General features: G+C 46.2%; 12 protein-coding genes and 1 pseudogene. 6 read left to right on the top strand and 7 right to left on the bottom strand.

Annotation, left to right across the window (positions count from 1 at the left end; translation table 11 throughout):
- Positions 1 to 18: 18 nt before the first annotated feature.
- Both NG792_RS20285 and NG792_RS20280 read left to right on the top strand, forming a co-directional pair.
- Positions 19 to 249, top strand: a complete 231-nt coding sequence (locus NG792_RS20285) for a LapA family protein (RefSeq protein WP_261200125.1) — start codon at positions 19 to 21, stop codon at positions 247 to 249.
- Positions 250 to 459: 210 nt separating this feature from the next.
- Positions 460 to 1,977, top strand: a complete 1,518-nt coding sequence (locus NG792_RS20280; protein WP_261236591.1) for an AMIN domain-containing protein — start codon at positions 460 to 462, stop codon at positions 1,975 to 1,977.
- Positions 1,978 to 2,078: 101 nt separating this feature from the next.
- Here the strand turns inward: NG792_RS20280 and NG792_RS20275 are convergent, their stop codons facing one another.
- The gene (locus NG792_RS20275; RefSeq protein ID WP_261200127.1) at positions 2,079 to 2,573 is read right to left on the bottom strand and encodes a DUF3172 domain-containing protein; all 495 of its coding nucleotides are present in this window, start codon (positions 2,571 to 2,573) and stop codon (positions 2,079 to 2,081) included.
- Between the two features lie 626 nt (positions 2,574 to 3,199).
- Here NG792_RS20275 and NG792_RS20270 point away from each other — a divergent pair.
- The 4 genes from NG792_RS20270 (at position 3,200) to NG792_RS20255 (ending at position 8,012) form a co-directional block, all read left to right on the top strand.
- Positions 3,200 to 3,652 carry a late competence development ComFB family protein gene (locus NG792_RS20270; protein ID WP_261236590.1) on the top strand — a complete coding sequence of 151 codons (453 nt, stop codon included), beginning with the start codon at positions 3,200 to 3,202 and terminating at the stop codon, positions 3,650 to 3,652.
- Between the two features lie 11 nt (positions 3,653 to 3,663).
- Entirely contained in the window at positions 3,664 to 3,834 is a 171-nt protein-coding gene (locus NG792_RS20265) for a hypothetical protein (RefSeq protein ID WP_261236589.1), read from the top strand.
- A 365-nt stretch (positions 3,835 to 4,199) separates the two neighbouring features.
- Positions 4,200 to 6,248: a serine/threonine-protein kinase gene (locus tag NG792_RS20260; protein WP_261200130.1), complete on the top strand. Its 2,049-nt coding sequence runs from the start codon at positions 4,200 to 4,202 to the stop codon at positions 6,246 to 6,248.
- A gap of 432 nt (positions 6,249 to 6,680) precedes the next feature.
- Complete coding sequence (locus tag NG792_RS20255; RefSeq protein WP_261200140.1) at positions 6,681 to 8,012, top strand: hybrid sensor histidine kinase/response regulator; 1,332 nt, start codon at positions 6,681 to 6,683, stop codon at positions 8,010 to 8,012.
- Positions 8,013 to 8,046: 34 nt separating this feature from the next.
- Here the strand turns inward: NG792_RS20255 and NG792_RS20250 are convergent, their stop codons facing one another.
- The 6 genes and pseudogenes from NG792_RS20250 to NG792_RS20225 form a co-directional block, all read right to left on the bottom strand.
- A complete protein-coding gene (locus NG792_RS20250; RefSeq protein WP_261200131.1) occupies positions 8,047 to 9,120 on the bottom strand; it encodes an adenylate/guanylate cyclase domain-containing protein in 1,074 nt (357 codons plus the stop codon).
- The gene (locus NG792_RS20245; RefSeq protein ID WP_261236588.1) at positions 9,113 to 16,246 is read right to left on the bottom strand and encodes a PAS domain S-box protein; all 7,134 of its coding nucleotides are present in this window, start codon (positions 16,244 to 16,246) and stop codon (positions 9,113 to 9,115) included. The genes NG792_RS20250 and NG792_RS20245 overlap by 8 nt, the downstream gene beginning before the upstream one ends.
- Positions 16,247 to 16,492: 246 nt before the next feature.
- Positions 16,493 to 19,465: a sensor domain-containing protein gene (locus NG792_RS20240; protein WP_261236587.1), complete on the bottom strand. Its 2,973-nt coding sequence runs from the start codon at positions 19,463 to 19,465 to the stop codon at positions 16,493 to 16,495.
- Between the two features lie 520 nt (positions 19,466 to 19,985).
- Positions 19,986 to 21,515 (bottom strand): ATP-binding protein, encoded by a 1,530-nt coding sequence (locus NG792_RS20235; protein ID WP_261236586.1) that lies wholly within the window; start codon positions 21,513 to 21,515, stop codon positions 19,986 to 19,988.
- Between the two features lie 493 nt (positions 21,516 to 22,008).
- Positions 22,009 to 24,930 carry an urea ABC transporter substrate-binding protein gene (gene urtA, locus NG792_RS20230; protein ID WP_261236585.1) on the bottom strand — a complete coding sequence of 974 codons (2,922 nt, stop codon included), beginning with the start codon at positions 24,928 to 24,930 and terminating at the stop codon, positions 22,009 to 22,011.
- Positions 24,931 to 25,534: 604 nt separating this feature from the next.
- A pseudogene (locus NG792_RS20225) lies at positions 25,535 to 25,772 on the bottom strand (hypothetical protein); the annotation flags it as partial.

Genomic DNA, 25,772 nt, shown 5'->3' with positions numbered 1-25,772 from the left:
AAAAGAGGTTAAAACATTATGCCAATTACCAAATTAATTCCAACCTTAGTGAGTGCGATCGCCGCGATTTGGGTAGTGACAATTGCCCTAGTTTCGGTCCAAAATGCTACCCCGGTTTCCTTGCTGTTTTTGGGATTTAGTTCGATTCAGCTTCCCGTGGGTCTTGTCTTAGCCGCAAGTACCGGATTAGGGATGATTGTAGGGGCGCTGCTCCTATCTATGTTTAGCAAGGGGCGAAATTTTTCCTGAGTCTTAATACTCCGGTTCCATTGCAACAGAATTTAGTGAATTTAACCGCTTGACAAACAGGGAAAAATGGGATAAGAGTTTAACTCAATTCCCAAAAGGCGAGTGCCTTGTCCGGTCCCTTAAACTCTTAATATTTAATTTATCTCTAACCGCATCTCAAATCTCAACCTAGCCCCGTAAAAATCCCTTTAACCTAATTGTTAACAAGCCATGCACAAAGCCAGATTAGCGCGGCGGTTTTCCTCAGTCCTGTTAGTGACGACTTTCTGTAGTTCCATGCCTAGGGTAGGGTTGGCGATCGCCTCCGATCTCCCCTTGCGTTCCCCCATCCCGGCGATCGCCTCCGCACCGGAACTGAGAATCTGGGAATTTGACCCCTATACCAACGAACTGCAAATAACCGTCCCCGAGGGCGTCACCCCAGACTATTCCATTCTCACCGACCCCCTGCGGATTGCGATCGATATCCCCAGTGGCGACAATCCTGTACAATCCAGCGCCGAAACTTATCAAGGGACTGTCCGGGAAATTCGGATTGCTCAAATGGAATCTGGGCTCACCCGAATTGTCATGGAATTTGCACCAGGAGTTACCCTCGACGCCAATGCCGTCACCGTCACGGCGATCGGACAAAGCAATCGCTGGGTGGTCCGTCCGGCGGTGCAATTGGCCGAGTCCCTACCCACCACAGTAACAGAACCGAGCACGCAATCGAGGGGGGACCTTCGCACCCTGCCGATGTTACCCCAATCTGCGGCGAATCAGCCCCCAGCTATTTCCTTGCCCGCACCCACCCTGGAATCGGCGGAATTTAACGCTAACTCAGAACTGGAGCAAATGCCCATTCTGAATGTGCCGCCACCGCCACCGCCTCCACAACTCTCAGAATTAAATATCCCTGTGGAAGATGCCCGATCGCTGGAAGTAACCGAGGATTTAGACTTTGAATTGCCGGTGGAAACCTCAACGGGTGTAAATAGCGCCCCCACAATCACGGTTCCCCCGGTGGAAAGTGCCTCGGTTCAAGAGGCGATCGCGCCGAGTACCCCGATTCCAGTGACTGTAGAATCAGAAATTTCACCGCCACCAACCTATCCAGCTATTGAAACACCCACCGCCGTAAATCCAGAGACTGATGGTATCCTCGCCTTTGGACAACCCCTGCCCACAACCGGGGCGATCGCCACTCCTCCCGAACCTGTAACCGATGAAACTCCCCCATCCATGCCGGAGGAAGTCGCTACGAATATTCCCCCGGATGTGTTGCTCTCTTCCGGAACCGTCTTGGTTCTAAACTATCCGGGTTCCGTGGCGATCGCCTTAGAAGACCGCCTCCCCAGACAAGAAGTCCTGCTGGTGTATTCCGACATTTACGATCGCACCGGCCAATTAGTGGCCCCCGTTGGTACACCAGTGATTGGCAGTTTCGTGCGCGATCAAGGCCAAATCCGCTTTCAGACCCAATCCATCATCCTCAAAGGTCGTGCCATCCCCTTCCTCGCTGAATCGGAACCCCTCGACGGCAATCGCGATATTTCCCAGAGAAGAACGATTAGCTACTCCGCATTAGGGGCCGTTGCTGGGGCAGTCCTCGGGGGTTTAGCTGGAGGGCCTCTATTAGGCGGTGCCGCCGCTGGTGCAGTCACCTCCCTTCTGCGTTCCGATGTCGCCGCTATTGTCGAACCCGGACAACTTCTCCCAGTGCGTTTAAGTGAACATTGGCGGTAATCCTTCCTCAGAAAGGTGGGATGAACACAGCTCAAAATGCAAAAGGACGCGGAACAACCTCCGCGTCCTTTCCTTTATAAAACGCAAAATTCAACTGCGCCTTAAAAGCGTTCAGTTTCTGCGGGGGTGCCTCCAGATCCCTGGAAGAACAGATTTCCAGCGGCGTCATTCTGATAAATGCAACTAATGCTTGGGGTATTTTCCAAGGCGCCGGTGAATCCAAAGGTGTTCATGCGATTTTTGCAGTCACGGACCTGATCGTTAGTGACCAGTTTGCGTTGCTCCAGAATATTCCAGGTATTGGTTCGCAGTACGCACCCCGGCTGCATTTTGGGCTGGGATATATAGACATTGAAGGGATTAAGGGTGACGAAGATGCGAGCATCCATCACCATCGCACTGGCTCCATATTGAATGCAGAGTTCCGGGTTAGGGGCGCTGCGATCGATGACTTCCCGCGATGCCACGTTTTCTGGACTAAAGTTGGCGGTAGAGCTAAAGGCAATACCGATCCCGATTCCCAACACGAAAACCCCAGCTAAAATCGCGAGGGAGGTGTAGTTAAAGGGGGACGAGGATTTTGGTTTTCGATACATGGTCTTTGGTGGTTTTGAGACGTTGGTTTGGGATGGGTTGGATGATCTCTATCTATTAGTATGCCGAATCTGACTCCCAGATGACTGTTCATGGGGGTGCGATCGCCAGGACATTCTTCCCTTCTGCTTGCTTAAATACGGGAATCCCACCCCCTCGGGTCCGAAATCTAGGGCCAAAACCCCACCCAAAATGTATTCCTCCCCCCCACGAACCCCAACTCCCAACCGGCTGCGTTTTTTGACTTCAGATCAACCCGGGGTAAAATTTGAAAACCTCAAGGGTAATTGTGAGCATCTTAAAAAAATCTTAAGTTTTGATGGAAAAAATTAGAGTAATCCTAAACTTTTATTTTATTTTTACAATTTTTAAGGCTAACTAAAGATAAAAAATGGCAAAATAGGCTTAAGCGATTTGATTGTCCACTTCAGGGATTTCACCCTCCTCGGCAAAACAGCTTATGGGTTGAAGTCTGGGCCGTCCAAGGCTGTAAGATTTCTGAGCTTTTATCCGGGCTGGTCCATTCTGCCAGATGCGGGGTGAACTTCTTGGGAAATTGGTCAATTTTGGTAAAAATTTTAAAGAAGAAAACCACAGACTGTCAATTCAGGAATTGACGGGTTTAATTATGGACAAAAAACTGGTAAATTTAACGTTAAAATTGGTATCAGATAGAGTCGATTGCCTTTTAAAAACTTATCCCTATTCTCTATATAAAAGAGTGATCGACGGCTCGGATTTTCAGTTAGAACTCATTGCCTATATTTTGAATCGAGTCCCTAATCTGTATGTGGTCACCGGGGACGATCGCCCGGCGATCGGATTGTGCTTAGGGTCTTCCGAACAGTTCCATCTGGAAGGCTTAATTCATGAAGGTATCCACGTTATTCTGCCCAAGGTGCTGAAAACTCCACCCCCAGAATTTTGTGATCTTCTCAAACCCCGTCCCTACACCACCAGTAAAGAAGGTAAATCCAAACCGACCCCGGGGGAAGCGAGTCCGGTATCCTGTCAGTGGGATGAACTCGCAATTTACGCTCGAACCAAGTGGGTTGAACAGAATGGGATGCCTCTGCAATAACCCCATCACTCTTGGATTATATTCGCATCGTCCACCGTCCTGGTGAAGACAAAAATCCGATGAAACTGGGGATGCCAGAAGTTCGTCCTGGTTTCAAAGAGCAAGGCACTCCTATTTTTGGAGGACCGGAATCAAAGATTCAGGTCAACCGGAAGATAATGCAACATTTCTTAACAAAATAAAGCCACCTCTTGCGTCCTTCCAGGCAGTGCCTTCGGTGAAAAGTCGCCCTAATGAGGGAGGCGATTGAAGAGAAACGAGCATAAAGTAACGGGATATTCCGGATGAGGCATCAGCCAAGGGCGAAGGTATTCCGTCGTCGATCGCGATCGCCCTCCAAATCAGAGAAAACAGACAAACCCAAATCCCTTGTGGATAGACTGGAGTGAAATCGCTTCCAGGGTGCATGACTTGTGGATTAAGACCGCAATCTAGGGACTCACTCCCCAGATCTCGGGATTTAATTCGACCCCGGGCGGACACCGGAAACGCAGGTTATGCTTGGGAAGATTTATTATAGATTAAATGTGCTAAGGGCTTGCGAATTATGACTCATTGCATCAATCCCGATTGCCAAAATTCAGAAAATACCCATTATGCTGACCATTGTTCTAGCTGTGGGCAACCTCTGCTTTTAAAAAGCCGCTACCGCTGCTTGGAACTCCTGGGTCAGGGAAAATATGGCCGCACCTTCTTAGCGGTCGATGAAGACAAACCCTCGAAACCTCGTTGCGCGATTAAACAGTTTTTCTCCGGAAAAAGCGACCAGGCGATCGCCCCATTCCGAGGGGCTACTCCTGGATCCCCGAGAGCATTGACCTCAGAAATCATGCTTCTGGATGAACTGACCCAGCACCCGCTAATTCCCGAACTCTATGCTTCTTTTGAAGATAATGCCAGTCACTATTTAATCCAAGAATATGTCGAAGGCCAAAATTTAGCCGCTGAACTCGCTGAAAGCGGCCCCTTTAATGAGAAAAAAATTCGTCAAGTTCTCACCGATGTTCTGCCGGTGTTGAAATTTGTTCACAACAGTTTGTTGATTCATCGGGATATTAAACCCGAGAACCTCATTCGTCGCCGCAGGGATGGCAAAATTATTCTCGTTGATTTTGGCACCGTAGAACATCCCACAAGGATGAATTCGAGGAGTTCCGCCACGGTCCTGGGTTCGGCAGAATATGCCGCCCCCGAACAAACCAAAGGCCAAGCGGTTCAAGGGAGTGACCTGTACAGTCTTGGTGTCACCTGCTTGCATTTGTTAACCGGACTGCCGCCCTTTGATTTGTACAGCATTAAAACGGAAAGTTGGGTCTGGTCTGAATATCTCACGCAACCCGTGAGTCTTCAGTTAAGCCGGGTTCTCGATACCCTGGTGCAGCGGGATGTCAATCAGCGCTATTCCTCCAGTGCTGAAGCCCTCAAAGCTTTGAATGCTCCCAACTTAGAAGCGGTCTTACCCCCGCCGAACAAACGGGTAGCAACCTTTGTGGGTGGGGCGGCGATCGCGGTTTTGTCTATGACCCTCGGCTATCGTGCACCCACTTCGGTCCCGGTGAGTTTCCAGCAGGAACCCTCGGAACCGCCACCGCCACCGCCGCAGATGATGTATCGGCTTAAACATCCGGAACTGTCTTACACACTCCCGTCATTCCGCGAGGAGTCTAGCTATCCGATGTCCACAGTCCAACCCATGCGGACCTTGGCGATCGCCTCGGGACCCGTCTGGTCCGTGGCCGTCAGTCCCGATGGCAGTACGATCGCCTCCGGCAGTACCGATGGCACTATTCAACTCTGGCACGTTAGCACCAATAACGTTCGCGTTCCCCTTCGCATTCTCAGCGGTCATTCTGACCCAGTATGGACCCTCGCGGTCAGTCCCAATGGCCACTTCCTCGCCTCCGGCAGTGCGGATAAAACCATCAAACTTTGGGACCTCAGAACCGGGGAATTGCTCGGGACCCTGAAGGGCCATAAAGCTGGAGTCTTCTCCGTCGCCTTCAGTCCCGATAGTCAAAGTCTCGCCTCCGGCAGCTTCGATAAGAGCATCAAAGTTTGGCGACTCCATGCCAACAACTACTCTGGACTCGCCGGTTCAGAAGTTCGCAGTTTCATCGGTCATTCCCAAGAGGTCCAGTCCGTTGCCTTTAGTGCCGATGGTCAAACCCTTGCCTCTGGCAGTACCGATGGCACTGTGAAACTCTGGAACTGGCAAACCGGCAAACTGATCCGCACCCTGTTAGGACATTCCGATGCCGTCTGGTCCGTCGCCTTCAGTCCCGATGGCAATACCATCGCCTCGGGAAGTTGGGATAAAACCGTCAAACTCTGGGATTTTAGCAGTGGCCTACCCATCCGGACCCTCAAGGGTCATTCCGAACAGGTGCACTCCGTCGCCTTTAACCCCGATGGCCAAACCCTCGCCTCTGGAGACCTCGGCGGCACGATTAAGCTGTGGAAAATGGACACAGGTTCCCAAGTCGGAACCCTCAAGGGACATACCGATTGGGTGGGAGTCGCCTTTAGCAAAAGCGGCAAAACCCTAGTCAGCGGCAGCTTTGATGACACCATCAAATTGTGGAAAGTCAATCCTTAGTCCTCTCTCAGGGACTAGCTTCCCGTTGGAATTTTTAAAAAACGCGATTGGGTTTGTTCTGTACACCCGATCGCGTTTTTTCTCCGGTTTTACTCCCGAATCAGAGGTGGAAACCCAGTTGCCGCTTCTTCTAGGGAAGACAAACCCGGTTTCTGCACAAAATCCCTGCATCAGAGCCCCAAATTTGGGCCGGGAAACCCGGTTTCTTGTCCTTGGCATCTAATTTTGCACCATTGCACTGGGCGATCGCCCGGTTACAAATCACAGCCTCCCGTCCCCCAATCCTATACAATCGATAAAACACGGTCCCGATCCGTTGAGCGCATTCCGGTTTTAGGAGACTAAAACCATATTGTTCAGTTTATATTATTTTTATATTGAGTCTTGAGTCTCAACCCCAAATCGATTTGAATAGAGAGGAAGGCCACCGTGATGACCACTGAGGAAATAGGGTTAGTGTTAGTAATTGACGATTCCTTCACTAACTTAGAATTATTATACTCTCTTTTGACGGAAGTGGGCTATGATGTCCTCTTGGCTAAACAAGGTAGAAAAGGAATTGACCTCGCCAAAACTCATCCCGTTGATTTAATTTTACTGGATATCATCATGCCCGAACTCGATGGTTTCCAAACTTGTAACCTCCTCCAAACTGCTCCCGAAACCCATGATATTCCGATTATTTTCATGACGGGCATTTCTGATAATTTGGAAAAAGCCAAAGGATTAGGACTCGGGGCAGTTGATTATATTACAAAACCTTTTTATAAAGATGAAATCTTAGCTCGCATTAAAATTCATATTAAATTGCGTCGCTTAACCCGGGAATTAATTCATGAAAAACAATCCCTCGAACAACGAGTGGAAGAAAGAACCGCCGAACTCTCTCAAATTTTGGCAGAACTGCAAAAGACTCAACTCCAATTGGTCCGGGGGGAAAAGCTCTCTTCCATCGGCCAATTAGTGGCGGGGGTTGCCCATGAAATTAAGAATCCTTTGGGGTTTATTGCGGGGAATATTGATATTGCGACTGAAGCAGTTTATCATTTAATTGAATATTTAGAATTGTATCGAGCTAAGTTTCCGAATAGTGGCGAAGAAATTCAGCGCAAAGGGGTAGAAATCGATATTGAGTATCTGTTACAAGATTTACCCAAAATGCTGGCTTCAATGAAGGTAGGGACCGATCGCATTTCTAACCTCAGCACTTCCCTGGGCACCTTTTGCCGTTCTGATACCAGTGTTAAAGTGTTGGCCGATATCCATGAAGGACTCGATAGCACCTTAATGATTTTACAGCATCGGCTCAAAGCCACTCCTAACCGCAGAGAGATTAAAGTGGTGAAAAACTATGGAAAAATTCCGAGGATTCGCTGTTATCTCGGCCAGCTTAATCAAGTATTTATGAATATTATTGCTAATGCGATTGATGCTTTAGAAGAGGGCAGGGAAAATTCGATTTTGCCACCCGATGTAGGGCCGCAAATCACGATTTATACGAAATTGAGTGCCGATGGTCAACAGATCCGAGTTCAGATTGCCGATAATGGTCAGGGAATGACTCCGGAAGTTCAATCCCAAATTTTTGATTACTTATTTACGACTAAGGCGGTGGGGAAAGGGACAGGATTAGGGCTATCTATTTCCCTTCAAATTGTTAAAGAAGCTCACAATGGTAATTTAATTTGCTATTCTGAATTAGGGGAAGGAACTGTATTTGAGATCCAGATTCCCGTGGGTGACCCCGAGGCGATCGCAGGCTGATGGAGCGAGTTTGCGAGCCAAAGTTTACCCGATTTTATGACTTTTTTCCCGTTAGCCAGTAGGTGAGCATTTCTCCTTTTCCTCGAATGGAAACCGTTCCCCGTTCCGTCAAGATATAGTTGCTTTTTAATCGGTGGTATGTCTCGGCAGTGACTTGAATTTGACCGGGTAATCCTTGAGATTCCATTCGCGAGGCAATATTCACCGCATCTCCCCAGAGATCGTAAATAAACTTGGTGGTCCCGATTACCCCGGCGACCACAGGACCCGTGGCAATCCCACAGCGAATTTGAAATGGTTCGCCGGTTTGGGTTTGAAATTGGGAGATCGCCTGCTGCATATCCAATGCCATCTGAGCGATCGCCTCCGCATGGTCCGATTGGGGGAGGGGAACGCCACCGACAACCATATAGGAATCCCCAATGGTTTTAATTTTTTCTAATCCATGTTGAGTTGCCAGTTTATCAAATTCGGAAAAAATTTGATTCAGTAAGGAGACTAATTCCGATGCGGACATTTGAGCCGACAGGGGGGTAAATCCGACAATATCGGCAAATAAAATGCTGGCTTCCTCAAAGTGTTCGGCGATCGCAGTGGAGCTTTCTTTTAATTGCGCGGCGATCGCCTTCGGTAAAATATTCAGCAATAATCGCTCCGATTTCTCCCGTTCTAACCGCAGTAACGCATTTTGTTCTTCTAATTCTTGTTGCAATCGACAAATTTTTAAATGATTCTCAACCCGCGCTAAAACCTCTTCAAATTGGAACGGTTTGGTGATATAATCAACCGCCCCGAGTTTGAACGCCTTGACTTTATCTAACACATCATCAAGGGCACTTAAAAAAATCACCGGAATATTCCGAGTTTTTTCTTGAGTTTTTAAATTTTCACAAACCTCATACCCATTCATATCAGGCATATTAATATCCAGCAAAATCAAGTCCGGTGGCGAAGCCTGCACCCCCATTAATGCCATTTGACCGTTCAAGGCTTTACGAACCTTATATCCCGAATCGGTCAACATTTTGGAGAGCAGATTAACATTGTCCAGGGTATCATCGACGACTAAAATTTTGCAGTTGGGTTCATGAATAGGCTGGCTAGTCATTAGTCTGGATTAACTCAATAATTTTATCAAATCGCAGTTGAGTCACCAAAGAGGTGAGGGTTGTTGATAAGGCGGCATGGGAGTCGGGAATTTGGGTCATTAAGCTCGCGATCGCCTCCTCATCCAGTGCACTAGCCGCTTGATAGAGTTGGGTTCTCCACTCCGGCGACATTCCCTGCAAACATTCGGTTACCGTTAGGCAGTCCCCGGGAACCGAGGCAGAGTGACTATTCACAGAAGCAGCAGCGATTTCTTCATAAAGATAACGCACCCCTAAATGTTCCGTCATTTTTTGAAAAATTACGTCCTCGCGAAACGGTTTACTGGCAAAATCATCACATCCTGCCTCCAAAACCATTGCCCGATTTTCTTCAAACGCGCTGGCCGTTAACCCAATAATAACCGGAATTGGCCCATTAGTCATCCGTTTAATTTGTCGGGTGGCTTCATAGCCATCCATCACCGGCATTTGCATATCCATCCAAATCAGATGGGGTTGCCAACTGTGGCACATCGTCACCGCATCTTCCCCATTCACCGCTTCCCGGACTTCAAACCCCAAAGGTTCAAGCAGATTCACCAATAACAGACGGCTTTCCCATTTATCCTCAACCACCAAAATCCGGTAAGCAGGTTGATTGGACAATAACCCAATCACGCGCTGACGAGGTACTTGACTCCCCTGAATCATTGCCTCGGCTAGACTAATTTTGATGTTAAATTTAAAGATTGTGCCTTTGTCCAGGGTAGAACTAACGGTAATTTCACCCCCCATTAATTGCACGAACTGACGACTAATGGGAAGACCCAAACCAGTGCCAGATTGCGATTTGATTCCCGTTTCAGTTTGCACAAAGGGGTCAAATAAACTCTCCAGTTCTTCCGCACTAATTCCGGGTCCGGTATCTTCAATTTGACAGGTCAAATAGGTGGCCGCTTCTCCTTCACTTCCTTTTGGCAATAAGAATTTGTTTTCCCTGTTAACCCGGACGACAATTCCACCTTTTTCGGTAAACTTGATGGCATTTCCTAACAGGTTAATAAAAACTTGCCGCAATTTGCTTTCGTCGGTTTTGATGAACTGGGGGACATCAGAGGTCCATTCAAACATGAGCTGTAATCCTTGGGATTCAGCTTTGAGTTTAAACATTTCTTCCAGAGAGGTTAACAGCCGATACAGGTCAAAGCTGGTTTCATTCAGGGAAATTCGACCGGCTTCAATTTTGGACATTTCCAATACATCATTAATCAAGGTGAGCAGATGTTCCCCCGCCCGCGAGATGATACCCAGATAGTCTTGCTGTTGAGGGTTGAGGCTATTGTCGCGATTTAGAATTTGAGTAAAGCCGAGAATGGCATTCAGTGGGGTCCGTAATTCGTGGCTCATTTTTGAGAGAAATTCCCCTTTGGCTTTGCTGGCAGTATCCGCCGCTTCTTTAGCTTGTTGCAGGGCTAATTCCGCTTGTTTACGTTGAGTAATATTGCTGGCTGTGCCGGTTAAACCTAATCGTTGTCCCTGGGCGTCTTGTCGGATAATTGCATTAATCAGTAGATAAATCGGTCTACCATCTTTGGCGATATCTATGGTTTCATATTGCGAAAGGGAATGGCCAGCTAAAATTGTATCAAAAGCTGCTTGATCCTGGGTCTTATTCTCATATTCCGACGGTTTGAATTCGGAAAAATGATGACCGATCATCTCCTCGGGTTCATAGCCATAAATATTTTTAACCGCTTGGTTGACAAAGGTAAAATAACCTTGGCTATTCATGGAGAATATCATTTCCTGAGAGGTTTCCACCAAGTCGCGATACTTCCGTTCACTTTCGGCTAATGCTTCTTCGGCTAATTTGCGATCGGTGATATCTGTAATTGAGCCAACCATTCGGATCGGGTTTCCGGCTACATCCCAGAGTGCCTGACCCCGGGATAAAATCCACTTGTAAGTACCATTTTTGCACCGCAGGCGATGTTCCGTGGCGAAATAGGGCGTTTGACCCGAGAAATGCTCTTTAATCGCCTGGGTGACCCAAATCCCATCATCAGGATGTATGCGACTAATCCAGGTATTTGAATGGTTGAGAAGTTCATGATCTTCATAGCCGAGGATCTCTTTCCATCGACTAGAAATGAAGGCTTCACTGGTTTTTAAATTCCAGTCCCAGATTCCATCATTGTTGCCTTGCAAGGCTAATTGCCAGCGTTCTTCACTCTGCCGTAATTCCTCTTCTGCCTGTTTGCGATCGGTTATATCAACTACTAATCCATCCCATAAAATACTGCCATCCGGTTGCTTTTCAGGGTTGGCATCCCCTTGCAGCCATTTAATTTGACCGGATACAATAATTCTCCAGATTGAATGCCACGGTTCGAGGGTAGCGGCTGAACGGGTGATGGATTCCGTATGTTGCTGGCGATCATCGGGATGAATTAAAGCTCTCAATAAAGAGATGTCTTCCATCGCGGCTTCGGCTTCAACTCCATAAATTTTTCGGCAAACCGGACTGACATAGGGAGAAGTAAATCTTCCGTCAGGGTGCATCATAAATTGATAAATCATCCCCGGAATATTGGCAGCCAGATTATAATATCGAGTATTGCTTTGTTGTAATTGGTGGGTGCGCTCTTGGACGGTTTTTTCTAACTGGCGAGCATACTCTTTTTGGGCTTGATAAAGCTGAGCATTTTCTAAGGCGATCGCCGCTTGAGAGGAGAGGAGTTTGAGCAATTCCACTCGCGAGGGACTAAAGGCCCCCACAAGCAGGTTATTTTCCAAGTACAGAATCCCCAGCAGCTTACCTTGCCCCAAAATTGGCGTACATAACACCGACTTGGGCTGAGTCGCTAAAATGTACGGGTCACTGGTAAATTGCTCATTTTGGCTGGCATCGTTGAGGACGACATCTTCTTGGGTGCGACTGACATAATTAATTAAGGACCGGGGTAACAAGGAACTGGTTTCAGCGGCGATCGCCTGTCGAACTGAGACCTCGGTTTGTTCGATTTTACCCGCTGCTTTTATCACAAAATTACCCTGTTGATTGAGGAGTAAATATCCCGTTTGCGCCCCCGCATTTTCGAGAGCAAGACGCATCAATTTAGCCAATAGTTGGTCGAGATGTACTTCCCCAATCAGAGCTTTAGAAGCTTGAATAACCGTCTTTAAATCTAAAAATATATGGTAACCGCTACTTTTTGACTCGGTATAATTCTGGGTCTGAATTTCATTCGTGCCTATTTCGAGTGTTTTAGAGTTTAAGTCAGAGAATCGATGTTCCAAATCCTGGACTTTAGCCAATGCGCCCCAGCGATAGTAGCAGGAATGGGCTTTTTGGCGATAAAATCCGGCAATAGGGTCTCGTCCAATCTGTTCATAAAACTCTGCGGCTAATTCCCAGGCGAGGGCTTCTTCTTGGATATAGTTATTTTTTTGAGCCGTGGCGATCGCCTGGTCATAAAATTTCATGGCTTCTAATACTTCTCCCTTGATCCGCGCTTTTTCTGCCTCGACTAATTCATACTTGTGTTGAAAATTGTCGGGGGCAAAGTTGGCCCAGTTTTTCATTTTGTCTTGATTGGTTTCTACCTTAATCAGAATCTCTTCTTGTTCAGATTCGGATGCCTGGAGATACACCGCCACAGCGGAGAGAGAATCATAAAAATAAAACAGAGGCAGGGTATAAACTGCGGTTAACGCATCTAAGTAGTTTGCCCCAAGAGCAGCATTTACTACCGCCTGTTCAGGTTGCCGAAATAAATAGCTTAGAATAAGTTTGTGCAAATATAAACAACAGAGGGCATAGCGATCGCTCCCTTGTTCATGGATTGGCAGCATTGTCTCTGCGTTATAAGCTGTCCCGACTAAGTTCACGGAATTGTCTGATTTATTCCTTAAATTTAAAACCACCTGCCAAGACATTTGGCAATAAGTGAGCATGGTAGTTTGTTTAAATTTTTCAAGCAGAGAATTATAAGAAGCCATCTCAGCTTCTAATTTAGAAAGTTCTTTTCCAGCAAAATAAGAATTGAGGCAGTAATTATAAGCCGAAAGACCGGCATACTCTAAATCTCCATTTTCCAAGCCCGTCTCATAAGCCGTTAGCAAAGGCGGGAGGGTTTCCTTCAAGGGGTCTTTCCAGACTCGCACGTTATTATTGACCACCATTAGAGTTCGGCATTTTAGCTCCTTATTGTTAAATTGATCTAAAACTTTTAAGGCCAATTGACCGAATTTATGCCCGGTTTCAATATTTCCCACAACGCCACATAAAATCAGGCCATAACAAGCGTAAGCATAAGCGGATTCATCGGTATTCCCATAGGTTAGGGATAACTTTATTTCCTGAAATACAATCAAGGGGAGCAGCATCGGGGCAACTTGATAGGCCGGGGCGATCGCACTATTGAGAATCCGCATCCCGGCTTTTTGATGAGCCTCAGACATTTGAGGTAAAGTGATTAAATCCCGGATATTTTTTCCGGTTAATTGATTTGATATTTCATTCAGTTCAACTTGAATAGCGGCAAAGGTGGGCTGTTCTGGCAAATGTATATTTAATAATTGAAGTGCTTTTTGGGTATTCTCTAACGCTTTGAGTTGTTGGCTGCAAGAGCTATAAGCTTTAATTCTGATTTCATAAAAATTAACTTGATCTAGAATAGATTTTGCTTGGATTAGGCCAATTTTTACCAAATCCTCCATTTGTTCAAAATCCGTATTGAGGTAAGCCGCATAAGCTGCCTGGATATGCAGCCTGAGGGTAGTTTGATAATCACTCTCCCAGCTTCCTTCTTCTAAAAGTCTCAATCCGACTTGAAAATAGGTATGAGCCAATTCATAAGCATTGGCTGCTAGGGCTTTCTGCCCCGCCCTTAAATTTAATCGGACTAACTTAATTTGTTGTTCAGAAGTAGTTATTAATTCATAACTATAGTTTAAATGATTGACAATTTCAAAAATACTTTCTTCTAGAGTTTCCGGCGGAGTATTTTTCAACAGAAGATAAGCAATTTGCCAATGAGTTTCTTTTTTGCGGTTTTCTGGAATTAGGGAATAAGCAGCTTGTTGGACGCGATCGTGTAAAAACTGGTAGCAGACTTTCCCCCCATTGCGAGGTTCTATAACCCGGTACAGTGTATGAGTTTTAGCTAAGGGGAAAATCAATTCTTCTTGAATAGCTTCCCACAAATCTCTACTCGTCAAATGAGGCGATCGCTCATTGACAATCGAGAGCATTTCAATGTCAAAAGAGTTGCCGATACAAGCTGCTAATTTTAAAGCAGTTTGAGTTTTGGGCTGCAATTTTTGAATTTTGCTAACCATTAACTCCACCACATTCTCAGTCATCCCGATTTTTTCAATTTGGCTGCTTTGCCAATCCCAGCTCCCTTTCTCCCAATTGAACTTTAATAACTGGTCTTGTTCTAAAGATTTTAAAACCTGGGTTAAGAAAAAAGGATTTCCTTGGGTTTTCTTAAAAATTAGCTTGGCTAGGCTAAAAGATTTGGCTGTGGTACAATTTAACGTTTCTGCCAGTAAGTCATTGACCTGATGAACATTCAAGGGAGTGAGATTGATTTCGCTCACCGGAACCTGCGTATTTTTAATATCCTTTAATGTCAACCCTACCGGGTGAGTCGCGGTTACTTCATTATCTCGATAAGAAGCAATCATCAATAAATAATGATTTTCCCTATCGGTAATCACTCGCTTAATTAATTCCAGAGACGCTAAATCGGCCCACTGTAAATCGTCAATAAAGAAAATCAGGGGATGTTCTTCTTGAGGGAAAATATTAATAAATTTTTGAAAAACCAAATTAAACCGATTTTGAGATTCCGTCGGAGGCAGCGATACCAATGCCGGTTGAGGGCCAATAATCAGTTCTACTTCGGGAATCACCTCAATAATCACCTGGGCATTTTCCCCAGTCGCCGCTAATATTTTGTCTTTCCAGGCTTTAATTTGGGCTTCAGGTTCACTCAGCAGTTGCCGGACCAGGGATGCCAAGGCTTGAATCACCGCCGCATAAGGAATATTTACGTTAAATTGGTCAAACTTGCCGCCAATAAAATAGCCCCGATGCTTCACTAAAGGTTTCTGAGTTTCCTGCACTAAAGCCGATTTGCCGACTCCAGAATACCCCGAAATCAAAATTAGTTCAGTCCCCCCTCCACAAACCCGTTCAAAAGCGGATAAAACTTCCGCACTTTCTCGTTCCCTTCCATATAGTTTTTGGGGAATTTCTAACTTACTAGAAAAATCTTTTACTCCCAACTGGAACTCATCAATTTTACCCTGTTCTTGCCATTGCTTTAGGCAATATTCTAAATCCCACTTTAACCCATACCCACTTTGATATCGGTTTTCTGCTGTCTTTGCCAACAATTTCATGACCAGGTTAGAAACCGCGAGAGGAATCTCCGGAACCACTTCAGTCGGGGGAATTGGCATCCGGGCAATATGACAGTGAACTACCTCGATCGCCTCCTCTGCTTGACAGGGTAATTCCCCTGTGAGCATTTCATAAAAGGTCACCCCTAACGAGTAAAAATCCGTGCGATAGTCGATCGCCCGATTCATCCGCCCCGTTTGTTCTGGGGACATATAAGCGAGGGTTCCTTCCAGGCTATTGGGATGCACCGCAGCCGCCGTTTCTTTGGACAACTGGGAGGCGATCGCAAAATCAATTAACTTCACCTCTAAAATCTGAGGATGAATAATAATATTGCTCGGTTTAATATCTTTATGAATAATATGGTGTTGATGAATTTCCCCTAAAATTTGCGCTAATTGAATCCCTAAATTTAAAAATATATCAATTTCTAAGCCTTGTTGGTTTAAAAAAGTTTTCAGGGAAATTTCTCCGTTATCTGGTAAAACTAAAACCGGCAAATTCCGGCTCATTTCCAGACTTAATGGCTCAATAATTCCCCCTAAATTCAAGTCTTTAGTCATCTCATATTCGTGATGGAGTTGCTCGATATCCGTGGGACTCGGATACTCCGTCCCCAAAGCTTTTAAAATTACCGGCAACCCGTCCATTTCTCGAATACCGCGATAGACCACCCGCTTGGTGTTGCGGTAAATTTCTTGACCAATCTGATATCCACTCAGTTCAATCATGTGTTTCTGCCCTCACGGTACTATTACAAAATGTTGAGTTTTATGAAATTGATACAGACAACTTAAATCCCCAGTCTTAACCCATTAGTTAGCTGGATGAAGTCTATCTATAATTTACGCTTAAAAATGATTTAAGTTCCCCATTTTTCCATAAATATTGCCCTCTATCCGCCTTCTTCAAAAGGCGTCATCCAGTTTTATTACAAAACCGGATGACGCCTTAAAAACCCAACCCACTTCACCCCGTTAAATCGGAACCTGTTGCTGTAAGCACATTCGCTGTAACAGTTGGGTAGCCTCTTGCGGGGATAAGGGATGACTAAAGAAATAGCCTTGAATTTCTTCACAGTCTAGCATTCGCAGACAATCGAGTTGTTCTACAGTTTCCACCCCTTCTGCCACCACGTTTAAATGTAACCCATGTCCCAAGGCAATCACCGCACGGGCGATCGCAATATCTGCCGGTTCTACGGTCAAGTCTTTGACAAATGAACGGTCTATTTTTAACGTATGGAGGGGAAACTGTTTCAGATAACTCAAAGAAGAATATCCAGTTCCAAAATCATCCAGAGCAATATTCACCCCCATCTTTTCTAACTCCCGTAACAACTTGCGGGTAAAGTCCACATCCAGCATCGCTGCTGTTTCAGTAATTTCGAGGGTCAAATACCGGGCCTCCAACCCAGTTTCTTCCAAAACTTGAGCAATTTTTTTGACTAAATTGGGTTGTTGAAACTGTCGAACGGAGAGGTTCACAGCCACAGGCATTGGCGATAAACCTGATTCTATCCAAGCTTGATTTTGACGGCAAGCTGTCTTTAAAACCCATTCTCCAATGGGCATAATTAACCCCGTTTCTTCGGCAATGGGAATAAATTTTGCAGGAGAGACTAAGCCCAATTCCGGATGGTTCCAGCGGAGTAATGCCTCCATCCCCTTAATTTCTCCGGTTTTAATATTCACCTTGGGCTGATAGGTGAGCATAAATTCCCCCAGTTCCAAGGCGCGGTGCAGCCTATTTTCTAAGTCTAATAATTCACTAGAGAGCAGGTCGAAAGAAGGGGTATAAACTTCGTAAGTATTGCGGCCTTTTTCCTTGGCTCGATAGAGGGCAGAATCGGCGTGTTTGATGAGAGTTTCCCCATCTTCTCCATCTCGGGGATAGAGGGCAATTCCAATACTGGTACTGATATGAAGATGGTGATTTTCAATGGAAAAAACCGGCTTTAAGGTTTGGATAATCTCTTCGGCAATCTTCGTAGCGGCAATCCGGGAAGAAACCTGGGGAAGGATGATGGTAAATTCATCTCCCCCCCAGCGGGCGATGATATCCTGGTCTCCCAAGGTGGCTTTGAGTCTCCCGGCTACCCCTTGTAATAATTTATCCCCGATCGCATGACCGAGGGTATCGTTAATCGTCTTAAACCGATCCAGATCCAGGAACATCACCGCTACTCGACTGGCACTATTTTTTGCCTCTTCCAAGACCTCCTTTAAGCATTCATTTAATAAATTTCGGTTGGGTAAATCCGTGAGAGAATCGTGAAAAGCTTGATAGCGAATATGCTGTTCTGCCCGAGTTGCATCGGTGATATCCCGGAAGCTAAAAACCCGTCCCACGGTCAAATTGCCCACCATTTGCGGGCGAGAATAACATTCTAAAATTCTCCCTTCTTTAAATTCCAGGGTATCCCAAAATTCCAGATTCGGAGAATCCCGCCATTTTCTAATTTGACTGAGGCACTCTAAGGGCTGTTTTAACTGAGGCAATAAAATTTTTAGTCCTTGCTTAAAGGTTCCATTTTCCAGCCAAGACTGGGAAATGTTCACTAACTCAATGAATTTTTGGTTATAGGTGGTGATGTGACCATCCTGGTCGATCGCTAAAATTGCATCTGCTGTAGATTCGAGGGTCGCCCGCAATAAAGACAGAGAGTTTTCCAGACGTTCTTCTGCTTGTTTACGTTGAGTAATATCCTCCACTGTGCCTTCGTAGCCAATAATTTGCCCCTCCGGGTTGCGAATAACCCGTGCATTTTCTGAAATCCAAATGATGCTCCCCTCTTTGCGATAAACCTGGGATTCAAAGTTCCAAAGGGCATGATTGTTTTGAAGGAGACGAACGAATTGGGCGCGGCGATTTTGGTCTACATAAATCTGAGATCCAATATTATTAACACTGGCTATTAGTTCTTCGGGTCCATCATAGCCGTAGATTTGGGATAGCATAGGATTGACGGTGATATAACGTCCGTCAAGGGTACTTTGAAAAATTCCTTCTACAGCATTTTCAAAAATGCTGCGATATTTTTGTTCCGCTTGCTTTTGTTCGGCTTGCGCCTGTTGTAGTTCAATCAATGTTTTCTGGAGTTCCTCACTGCGTGCAGCGGCGATCGCACTCAGGTATCGTTCTCGTTCCGCTTGTTCTCGTCTGGCATCCATGATGCTCAAGGTATGAGCATTCCACCCGATCGCCGTCGCTAATAGGATGGTATTTAATACACTTAATAAAGCAATTCCCACCCCGCGATCGTAAAGATTCAATTGGGTACCTTGGAGGATTAATCCCCCCAACAGGGGAGGGAGAACTAAGGCGGCGATCGCCTGGGGTTGCATGAGCAGCCGAAGGGCGCGATCACTGGTCAATAAGGCGACGGGTCCTCGGTCCGGATTCGCTAACAAAATCCCCACCGCCAGTAATATAAAGCCTATACTCGTATGCAATGCCATTTCGGTACTGCGTCCGAGACCATAAAATGCAGAAATACCATATAGATAACCCAGTAATCCTAAAAACCCGATCGCCCAAGCCATCACACTCAAATACTGGGCCATCCGATAGCGTTTTTGGTGGGAAAAAGCCAGCGCCAAACCCAGCAATACAAAATTAAAAGCTGTATTAGGAGCCATCCGTCCGGGTGTGGAAGTCCCTACGGCATTTCCTGTCTCTTGAAAAAGCCATTCATCAATCCCCAAATTGACATTCAGGATATATTGGACGAGGGTCATCACCCCGATAAGAATGGTTACATAGGATAAATAGGGCAGGATTGAGACCACCCAATGGGCCAGAGGTTTGAGAATACCTATCCCTCTCTTATTCAGGGGTCTTAGTCTATTGGGCTTCCCTAATTTCTGCCACGAGGGAGAAGTTTTAGCTGCCAATTGCCACAGCGAAAGACCGCACAAAATAAAACTAATGGCGGTATTTGCTTTCATCGTCACTAGCCCTGGCCAAACACTTTTAAACAGAGGAATATTGAAAAGCCAGCCCAGCAGAACCATCAAACCAATGAGGGTCACTGCAAGGCTCATCCTTTGAGACAGTGATTGTAAGGATGAGATGGCATTGGAAGTTGTAGGTGGGTTGGAATATCGAGATACCATTTCTAATTGCCCGCCTCCACATTGAGTCAGCATTCTCTAATTATCCTTATTTTTTAGACTAAATTTACTCCAACTTCAAAAAGCGGCGGTCACCCCTCTCCTGTTTTAGACTCTAGCGGATCCAGATAGAAGCAGTTCTGTATTCTATTTTGCAGTTTTTATATTTTTTTTATGTTTTCCTAAAAACAACAGGGCCTGGTCACCCCTCGTATAAACTTCAGCCAGGAGCAGCCCCAGGAATTTATGCTAATAAGACCGGGTGCGATCGCCGCCCCGTAAAGGGTAAAAATATCAGGCAATTTAGGTCTGACGATTGCCTTTACGAATCCCCCTCCCCTAGGATGGAATTAGCTCACCCTTCTGTGAACCCAGCCTCTTTCCCAAAGGAGGTCGTTGGATTAAGTTTAGAGGACCTTTGCACCCCAGAACCTTGTTTAACGGGCAGTTGGATCCAGAACTCAGTTCCGTAACCCGGTGTGGAAATACACTGAATCTCACCCCCATGCTTTTCTACGACAATTTGATGACTAATGGACAACCCCAACCCGGTTCCTTTTCCCACGGGTTTGGTCGTAAAAAAGGGGTCAAATAGGGAGGAAAGTACCTCGGAATTCATGCCCGGGCCATTATCAGAAATTTGAATCACCACCCGTTCATCCTCGCTCAGGTGAGTGCGAATGTGAATCGTGGGAAGAAAATCATCAAGACTGGAAGGAAGCGAGGATAGCATCCCTTCTTCCTCTAATTTCCAGCCTTCGTTTCCCTTCCCCCAATCTCCCCGTTTCATTTCTAAAGCATCAATAGCATTTCCAATTAAATTTATAAAAACTTGATTGAGCTGACAGGGAAACCCTGGAATGGGGATAATTTTACCATAGTCTTTGACGATATTGATAGCGTGGCTTTTACCATTGGCTTTGAGGCGATTTTGTAAAATCAAAAGGGTACTTTCAAGGGCTTCATGAATATCCACTTGTTTCATGACGGCTTCATCTTTCCGGGAAAAATTACGCAAAGACAGCACTAACTGATACATTGAATCGGAGCCAATCTTAATCGAATATAAAGTTTTGGGTAAATCTTTTTTAATAAAAGGGAAATCAACTTCTTCGAGATAGTCCATTATTTTTTGGTCATAATGGGGGTATGTTTGTTGATACAGGTCGATGATTTCCAGCAATTCTTGAACATAAGCGATCGCGTGATTGACATTGCCATAAATAAAACTCACCGGATTGTTCAGTTCATGGGCAACATTAGCCAGGAGTTGGCCTAAGCTGGACATTTTTTCGCTCTGAATCAGGCGATCTTGGGCGTTTTTCAACTCCCCCAGGGCTTGTTCTAATTCGTCCGCTTGAGAACGAGCTAGGGTGGCTGTAATCTGGCTTTGATGATAAAGTTCTGCTTGCTGACGGGCGATCGCCTCTTGTTGGCGGTTACTTTCTTTTTGATATTGACTGACGATGGCATCCAAGTCATCGAGTAAGGGTCCACTCGCTGCCTCTAGGATGTAACACAGATGGGGATTTTCCCGAGTCAATTCCCCATCTGCTGCGGCGATCGCCTGATTGACTGCAGCAATATAGGCTTTAATTTTCCGATCTAAATCGATCGGGGGTTCAAAGTACATGGATTTGACCGTTGGGGATGGATGTCCTGGTAATTGCAAAGCTGTATCCCCATAAATCAGCCCCTTATGGGATTTTTCCATCAGAGTGATAGTTTCGCGCAAAGCCGAACGCCATTTGGTTCTATCTTCCGGTGTCTGAGCCCCCTCTAGTTGTAAGGCAAAGAGTGCGGTGCGTTGAGACAGCATTCGCTGGCGACCACTGATATTAACTACTGCCGCATTAATTTCTCGCATAGTTTGTATCTCAGCCATCTGAAAACAGTTGCTCAAACTGAACACGGCTTTTTTGACTCCACATCTAATAAATCGAGCTTTCTTCCCCTGCAGGACTGACCCATTACCTTTATATTTGTAGAGGGGATTCGTGAATCGCCCCTACAGTTCGGGTAGGGTGGGAGAACAAGCATAACTCCTGCCCTAAATTGACCTCGTGCAAAATTCACTTAAGCCCGCAGTAATTAAAGATTTATTCCTCTGGCTTCCCGCATAAGAACGCCATCGACTGTACGGGTATCTCCCGGGGGGAAAGGGGGAGCCATCCTTTTTTTTGCAAGAGGTCTAATCTTTTTTATGCCGATTCAGGGAATGAGTTTGTAGTTGAAGTTACAGACTTTTCAGCCTAGGCCGTTTTTTATGTTAATTTATGTATTGTTTACATGACGGGTTTTAAAGTTTTTCAACGCCTAAAAAATACTCACCGATCGCCGGGACCATCGCACTTAAGTTCCGCTCACCCCTGAGGGGATTAACTCGCTCCCCCCATCAAAGATGGAATCGCATCGCTCTCGGGATCCGAGGCTCGCACTTTACCCCCTTGTCGGATGGGAATGACAATCCGGAACTCAGTCCCCCGACCCGGTTCCGATATACAAGAAATAGACCCCCCATGCCGTTCCACCACAATCTGATAGCTAATCGACAAACCCAAACCTGTTCCTTTGCCTTCCGGTTTGGTCGTAAAAAAAGCTTCAAAGAGCTGCTCTCTGACCTCTGGGGTCATCCCCGGTCCATTATCAGCCACGCGGATAGCGACGGCCTCATCCCGCAAGACTTCCGTGCGAATCCAAATCGTCGGCAAGGGTAATTGATACACAGGGAGTCGAGATTGAGAAAAATCCAGGTCCGACAAGGACATCTGTGCGGTTCCACTGGCGGTTGCCTTACCCGGGCGATCGCAGTTCTCTAAGTGATGTCCCTTCCCCTCACTAGAATTGCTACTGTTCCATTTGCCCGTCATCTCTTCTAAGGCATCGATCGCATTCCCGATCGCATTCATAAAGACTTGATTAAGTTGACTCGGATAACATTCGACCAAGGGAAGATCTCCAAACTGTTCAATCGTGGCGATCGCCCCGCAATAGGGATTTGCTTTCAGGCGGTGATGTAGAATTAACAGGGTACTTTTGAGTCCTTCGTGAATGTCCGTAACTTTCAGTTCCCCCGTATCCGCCCGGGAGAAGTTTCGCAGCGATCGGGCCAATTCCCCAATCCTTTCGGCCCCCACTCGCATTGAGGAAATCATTTGGGGCAGGTCTTCGAGGAGGTACTCCAGTTCAATTTCCTCCCGGTAGGCGCGAATCTCACCGGGGGGGTCCCCATAGTATTTTTCGTAAAGTCGCAACAGTTGCATCAACTCTTGGAGATACTTAGTAGCATAAGAGAGATTCCCATAGATAAAATTCACCGGGTTATTGATTTCGTGCGCCACCCCCGCGACTAAAGACCCCAAACTGGATATTTTTTCAGTTTGGATCAGTTTGGCCTGGGTCTGTTTGAGTTCGTGTAAAGCAGTTTTCAGCTTGAAGGCTTGGGCATTAGCCGCAGTCGCCGTAATACAGCTTTGGTCATAAAGTTTGGCCTGATCAATGGCGATCGCAATCTGGATAGACACATCTTGGAGCAACTCCACCTCACTTTCGGTCCAAGGGTGAGTAGAACTCCCATGCAGGCAGACCAGGGCCCCTTTTTGTCCGGAATGGGTTTCCACTGCCACTGCCAGTAACGAGCGGATGGAGCGGGCTTGTAGGAGATCGCGACTTTGGGGGTCAAGTTGGCGATCGGCCATCACATCATCGAGTTGCAGGAGTTGAAGCTGTTGCAACGCCTTCCCCAGAACCGGAATTTCCGCGAGGGGATTGTTGAGACAATCCGGGGACTGGAGGGGGTCTTGCGCTTCCTGACTGGGTTCGTAATGGGGGGGATGCGAGTCGCTATTATACCATAAAAACTGACAGCGGTCAATAGAGAGCAGATTGCGAATTTCGCTGACTGCGGTTTTTAAAATGGTGTCAATATTGAGCGAGGTATGAATTTGACTAGAGAGGCGACGCTTGAGGAGTTCCACCCGCGATCGCAGTTCTCGAAACCGACTTTCCGAGGCCACCAGTTCCGCTTGAGTGCGTTCTAGACGTTCATTTGTAGCTTTAACTTCCGCCATTGCCATCTCAAGCTGACGGGATTTTTCTTCCATTTGGCAACTATATTGGATCGCATGGGACACCTCCCCCAACATCTCGATCGCCACCGCAGAGACACTCCCACTCACCGCTTCTATGCCCAACCAAGGCAGGGGCGCGATCGCCTCCGGCGTTTCCCAGACAATTTTAAACTGTCCATTCGGTAAAATTTCTCCGATTCGACAAGTTTTGCATATATGATTATTTGCCTCAATTCGCACCAAACCCCCAGGTGCTTCAAAGGTTTGATTGTAGGCCGCTTTCCTCACCTGCTCCACATCAAAAGTTCCCGCTTTTTCAACGGATTGTTTCCATAAATAAACTTGTGTATAAGCCGCTTCAATTGGGTCACTGGTTACCCGATTTTTTCCATAACGGGCCTGAAAATTTTTGACAAATTTTTTATTTTGAGGCGTATTAACACTTTGGAAATAACTCCAGGTCGCATAATGTCCCGTTGCCGCCTCCCCAATCCGGCGCACTTCATCTTCGGCCACACTAACCGCGAGAATGGGAAGCTCTGCTGCGGTAATTCCCGCTTCTCGATATTGGTGATAAAAAGCGATATTGCTATCCCCATTTAAAGTATTAAATACTAAATCCGCTTGAGTCGCTTGAATCCGAGGGATGATATCTTGAAAGTTTTGTTCCCCTAACAAAATGTATTCTTCTCCCACAATTTCTCCACCTTGTTGTTTAAGATGGGCGCGGATAATTTTGTTAATTGTCCGGGGAAATACATAGTTTGAGCCAATTAAGTAGATTCGCTTGCCTTTATTGGCGATCGCCCAAGTCAGGGCCGGTTCCACTTGCTGATTCGGACAGATGCCGGTGTAGAAAATGTGCACAGAAGATTCGAGCCCTTCATATTCCACGGGATACCAGAGTTGGGCATTAAACTCCTCTAAAACAGGCAGAACAGCTTTGCGCGATGCCGAAGACCATCCCCCAAAAATCGTTACCACTTGCTCCTGTTCGATGAGCTTGCGAGCTTTTTGAGCGAATTCGGTGGGTAAAGACGCGCCATCTTCAATCACGGGTTCTATGGGTTTTCCGAGTACACCCCCAGCGGCATTGATTTCGGCGATCGCCATCAGTTCCGCATCTTTGAGGGATGCTTCTCCAATTGCCATCGTTCCACTCAGGGAGTGCAATATTCCCACTTTGACGCTCGACTCGCATCGCTTCCCGGTCTCGCTCGTTTTACTCATAGCTGACTCTTCAAACACCTCGATGTTCTGGACTAGGCCGCAACTGATATACAGGGTTCAGGTTTGCTTGTTGCTGGCGCTCCCTTGACTCAAACTTTACCTAATTTACTCAGAATACCTCTTTGTGTTGGTCTGGGAATTCCTTCCGGGCTTTGGTTAGATATTTCTGTGCTCTTCCACTTAGACTCCATCCTCCCCAGCCGTTTTTTTGCCCCTGACTTGTTTCAGTTTTATCAACCTCCTATCTCGATAAATTTACTGAAGTTGATGCCAACTCCGGCTCAATTTCACTCAAGTCCCCTCTACCGAGGAGGGAAGGATGCGATCGCTAAACTGAAAATAGTTTAAATACCGCCCTAACAGCCCCGAACGACAAAAACTCTCAAGCTTATGTTTTTATTTTACATAATTTTTTCAAGTTTTGACCCCTAGTTTTGGGGATGAACCCAATTCCGTCTCAATTTTTTGGCAGGGTTCTTTTCCCCATCTTTTCGGAAATTTTTAACAATTTTTTCAGCTTTTCGCGACAGAAAACCGTAACCATTTATACCCTTTATCAAAACTTATAAAAGCCTCACGCAAAAAACTCACCCTCACGGGTTAATCAACTCAATGTTTGAACCCCATTAAGCGCCAGAGTGCTGGTTTTTAGAAAGAAGATGGGGGAGATGGGGGAGATGGGGGAGATGGGGAAGATGGGGGAGATGGGGGAGATGGGGGAGATACGGGAGATACGGGAGATACGGCTGAAGTTGTTACTACAAACTCCCCCATCCTCCCCATCCTCCCCATCCTCCCCATCCTCCCCATCCTCCCCATCCTCCCCATCCTCCCCATCCTCC

Source organism: Laspinema olomoucense D3b (assembly GCF_025370785.1).
Lineage (GTDB): Bacteria > Cyanobacteriota > Cyanobacteriia > Cyanobacteriales > Laspinemataceae > Laspinema > Laspinema olomoucense.
This window is presented reverse-complemented; position numbering and strand designations above follow the sequence as displayed.

Bases quoted from the DNA above. Each gene is read 5' to 3' on its own strand.
- NG792_RS20270 (WP_261236590.1), top strand. From the start codon at position 3,200: ATGGACAAAAAACTGGTAAATTTAACGTTAAAATTGGTATCAGATAGA.
- NG792_RS20240 (WP_261236587.1), bottom strand. From the start codon at position 19,465: ATGAAAGCAAATACCGCCATTAGTTTTATTTTGTGCGGTCTTTCGCTG.
- NG792_RS20250 (WP_261200131.1), bottom strand. From the start codon at position 9,120: ATGACTAGCCAGCCTATTCATGAACCCAACTGCAAAATTTTAGTCGTC.
- NG792_RS20285 (WP_261200125.1), top strand. From the start codon at position 19: ATGCCAATTACCAAATTAATTCCAACCTTAGTGAGTGCGATCGCCGCG.
- NG792_RS20235 (WP_261236586.1), bottom strand. From the start codon at position 21,515: ATGGCTGAGATACAAACTATGCGAGAAATTAATGCGGCAGTAGTTAAT.
- urtA (WP_261236585.1), bottom strand. From the start codon at position 24,930: ATGAGTAAAACGAGCGAGACCGGGAAGCGATGCGAGTCGAGCGTCAAA.
- NG792_RS20275 (WP_261200127.1), bottom strand. From the start codon at position 2,573: ATGTATCGAAAACCAAAATCCTCGTCCCCCTTTAACTACACCTCCCTC.
- NG792_RS20255 (WP_261200140.1), top strand. From the start codon at position 6,681: ATGACCACTGAGGAAATAGGGTTAGTGTTAGTAATTGACGATTCCTTC.
- NG792_RS20280 (WP_261236591.1), top strand. From the start codon at position 460: ATGCACAAAGCCAGATTAGCGCGGCGGTTTTCCTCAGTCCTGTTAGTG.
- NG792_RS20245 (WP_261236588.1), bottom strand. From the start codon at position 16,246: ATGATTGAACTGAGTGGATATCAGATTGGTCAAGAAATTTACCGCAAC.
- NG792_RS20260 (WP_261200130.1), top strand. From the start codon at position 4,200: ATGACTCATTGCATCAATCCCGATTGCCAAAATTCAGAAAATACCCAT.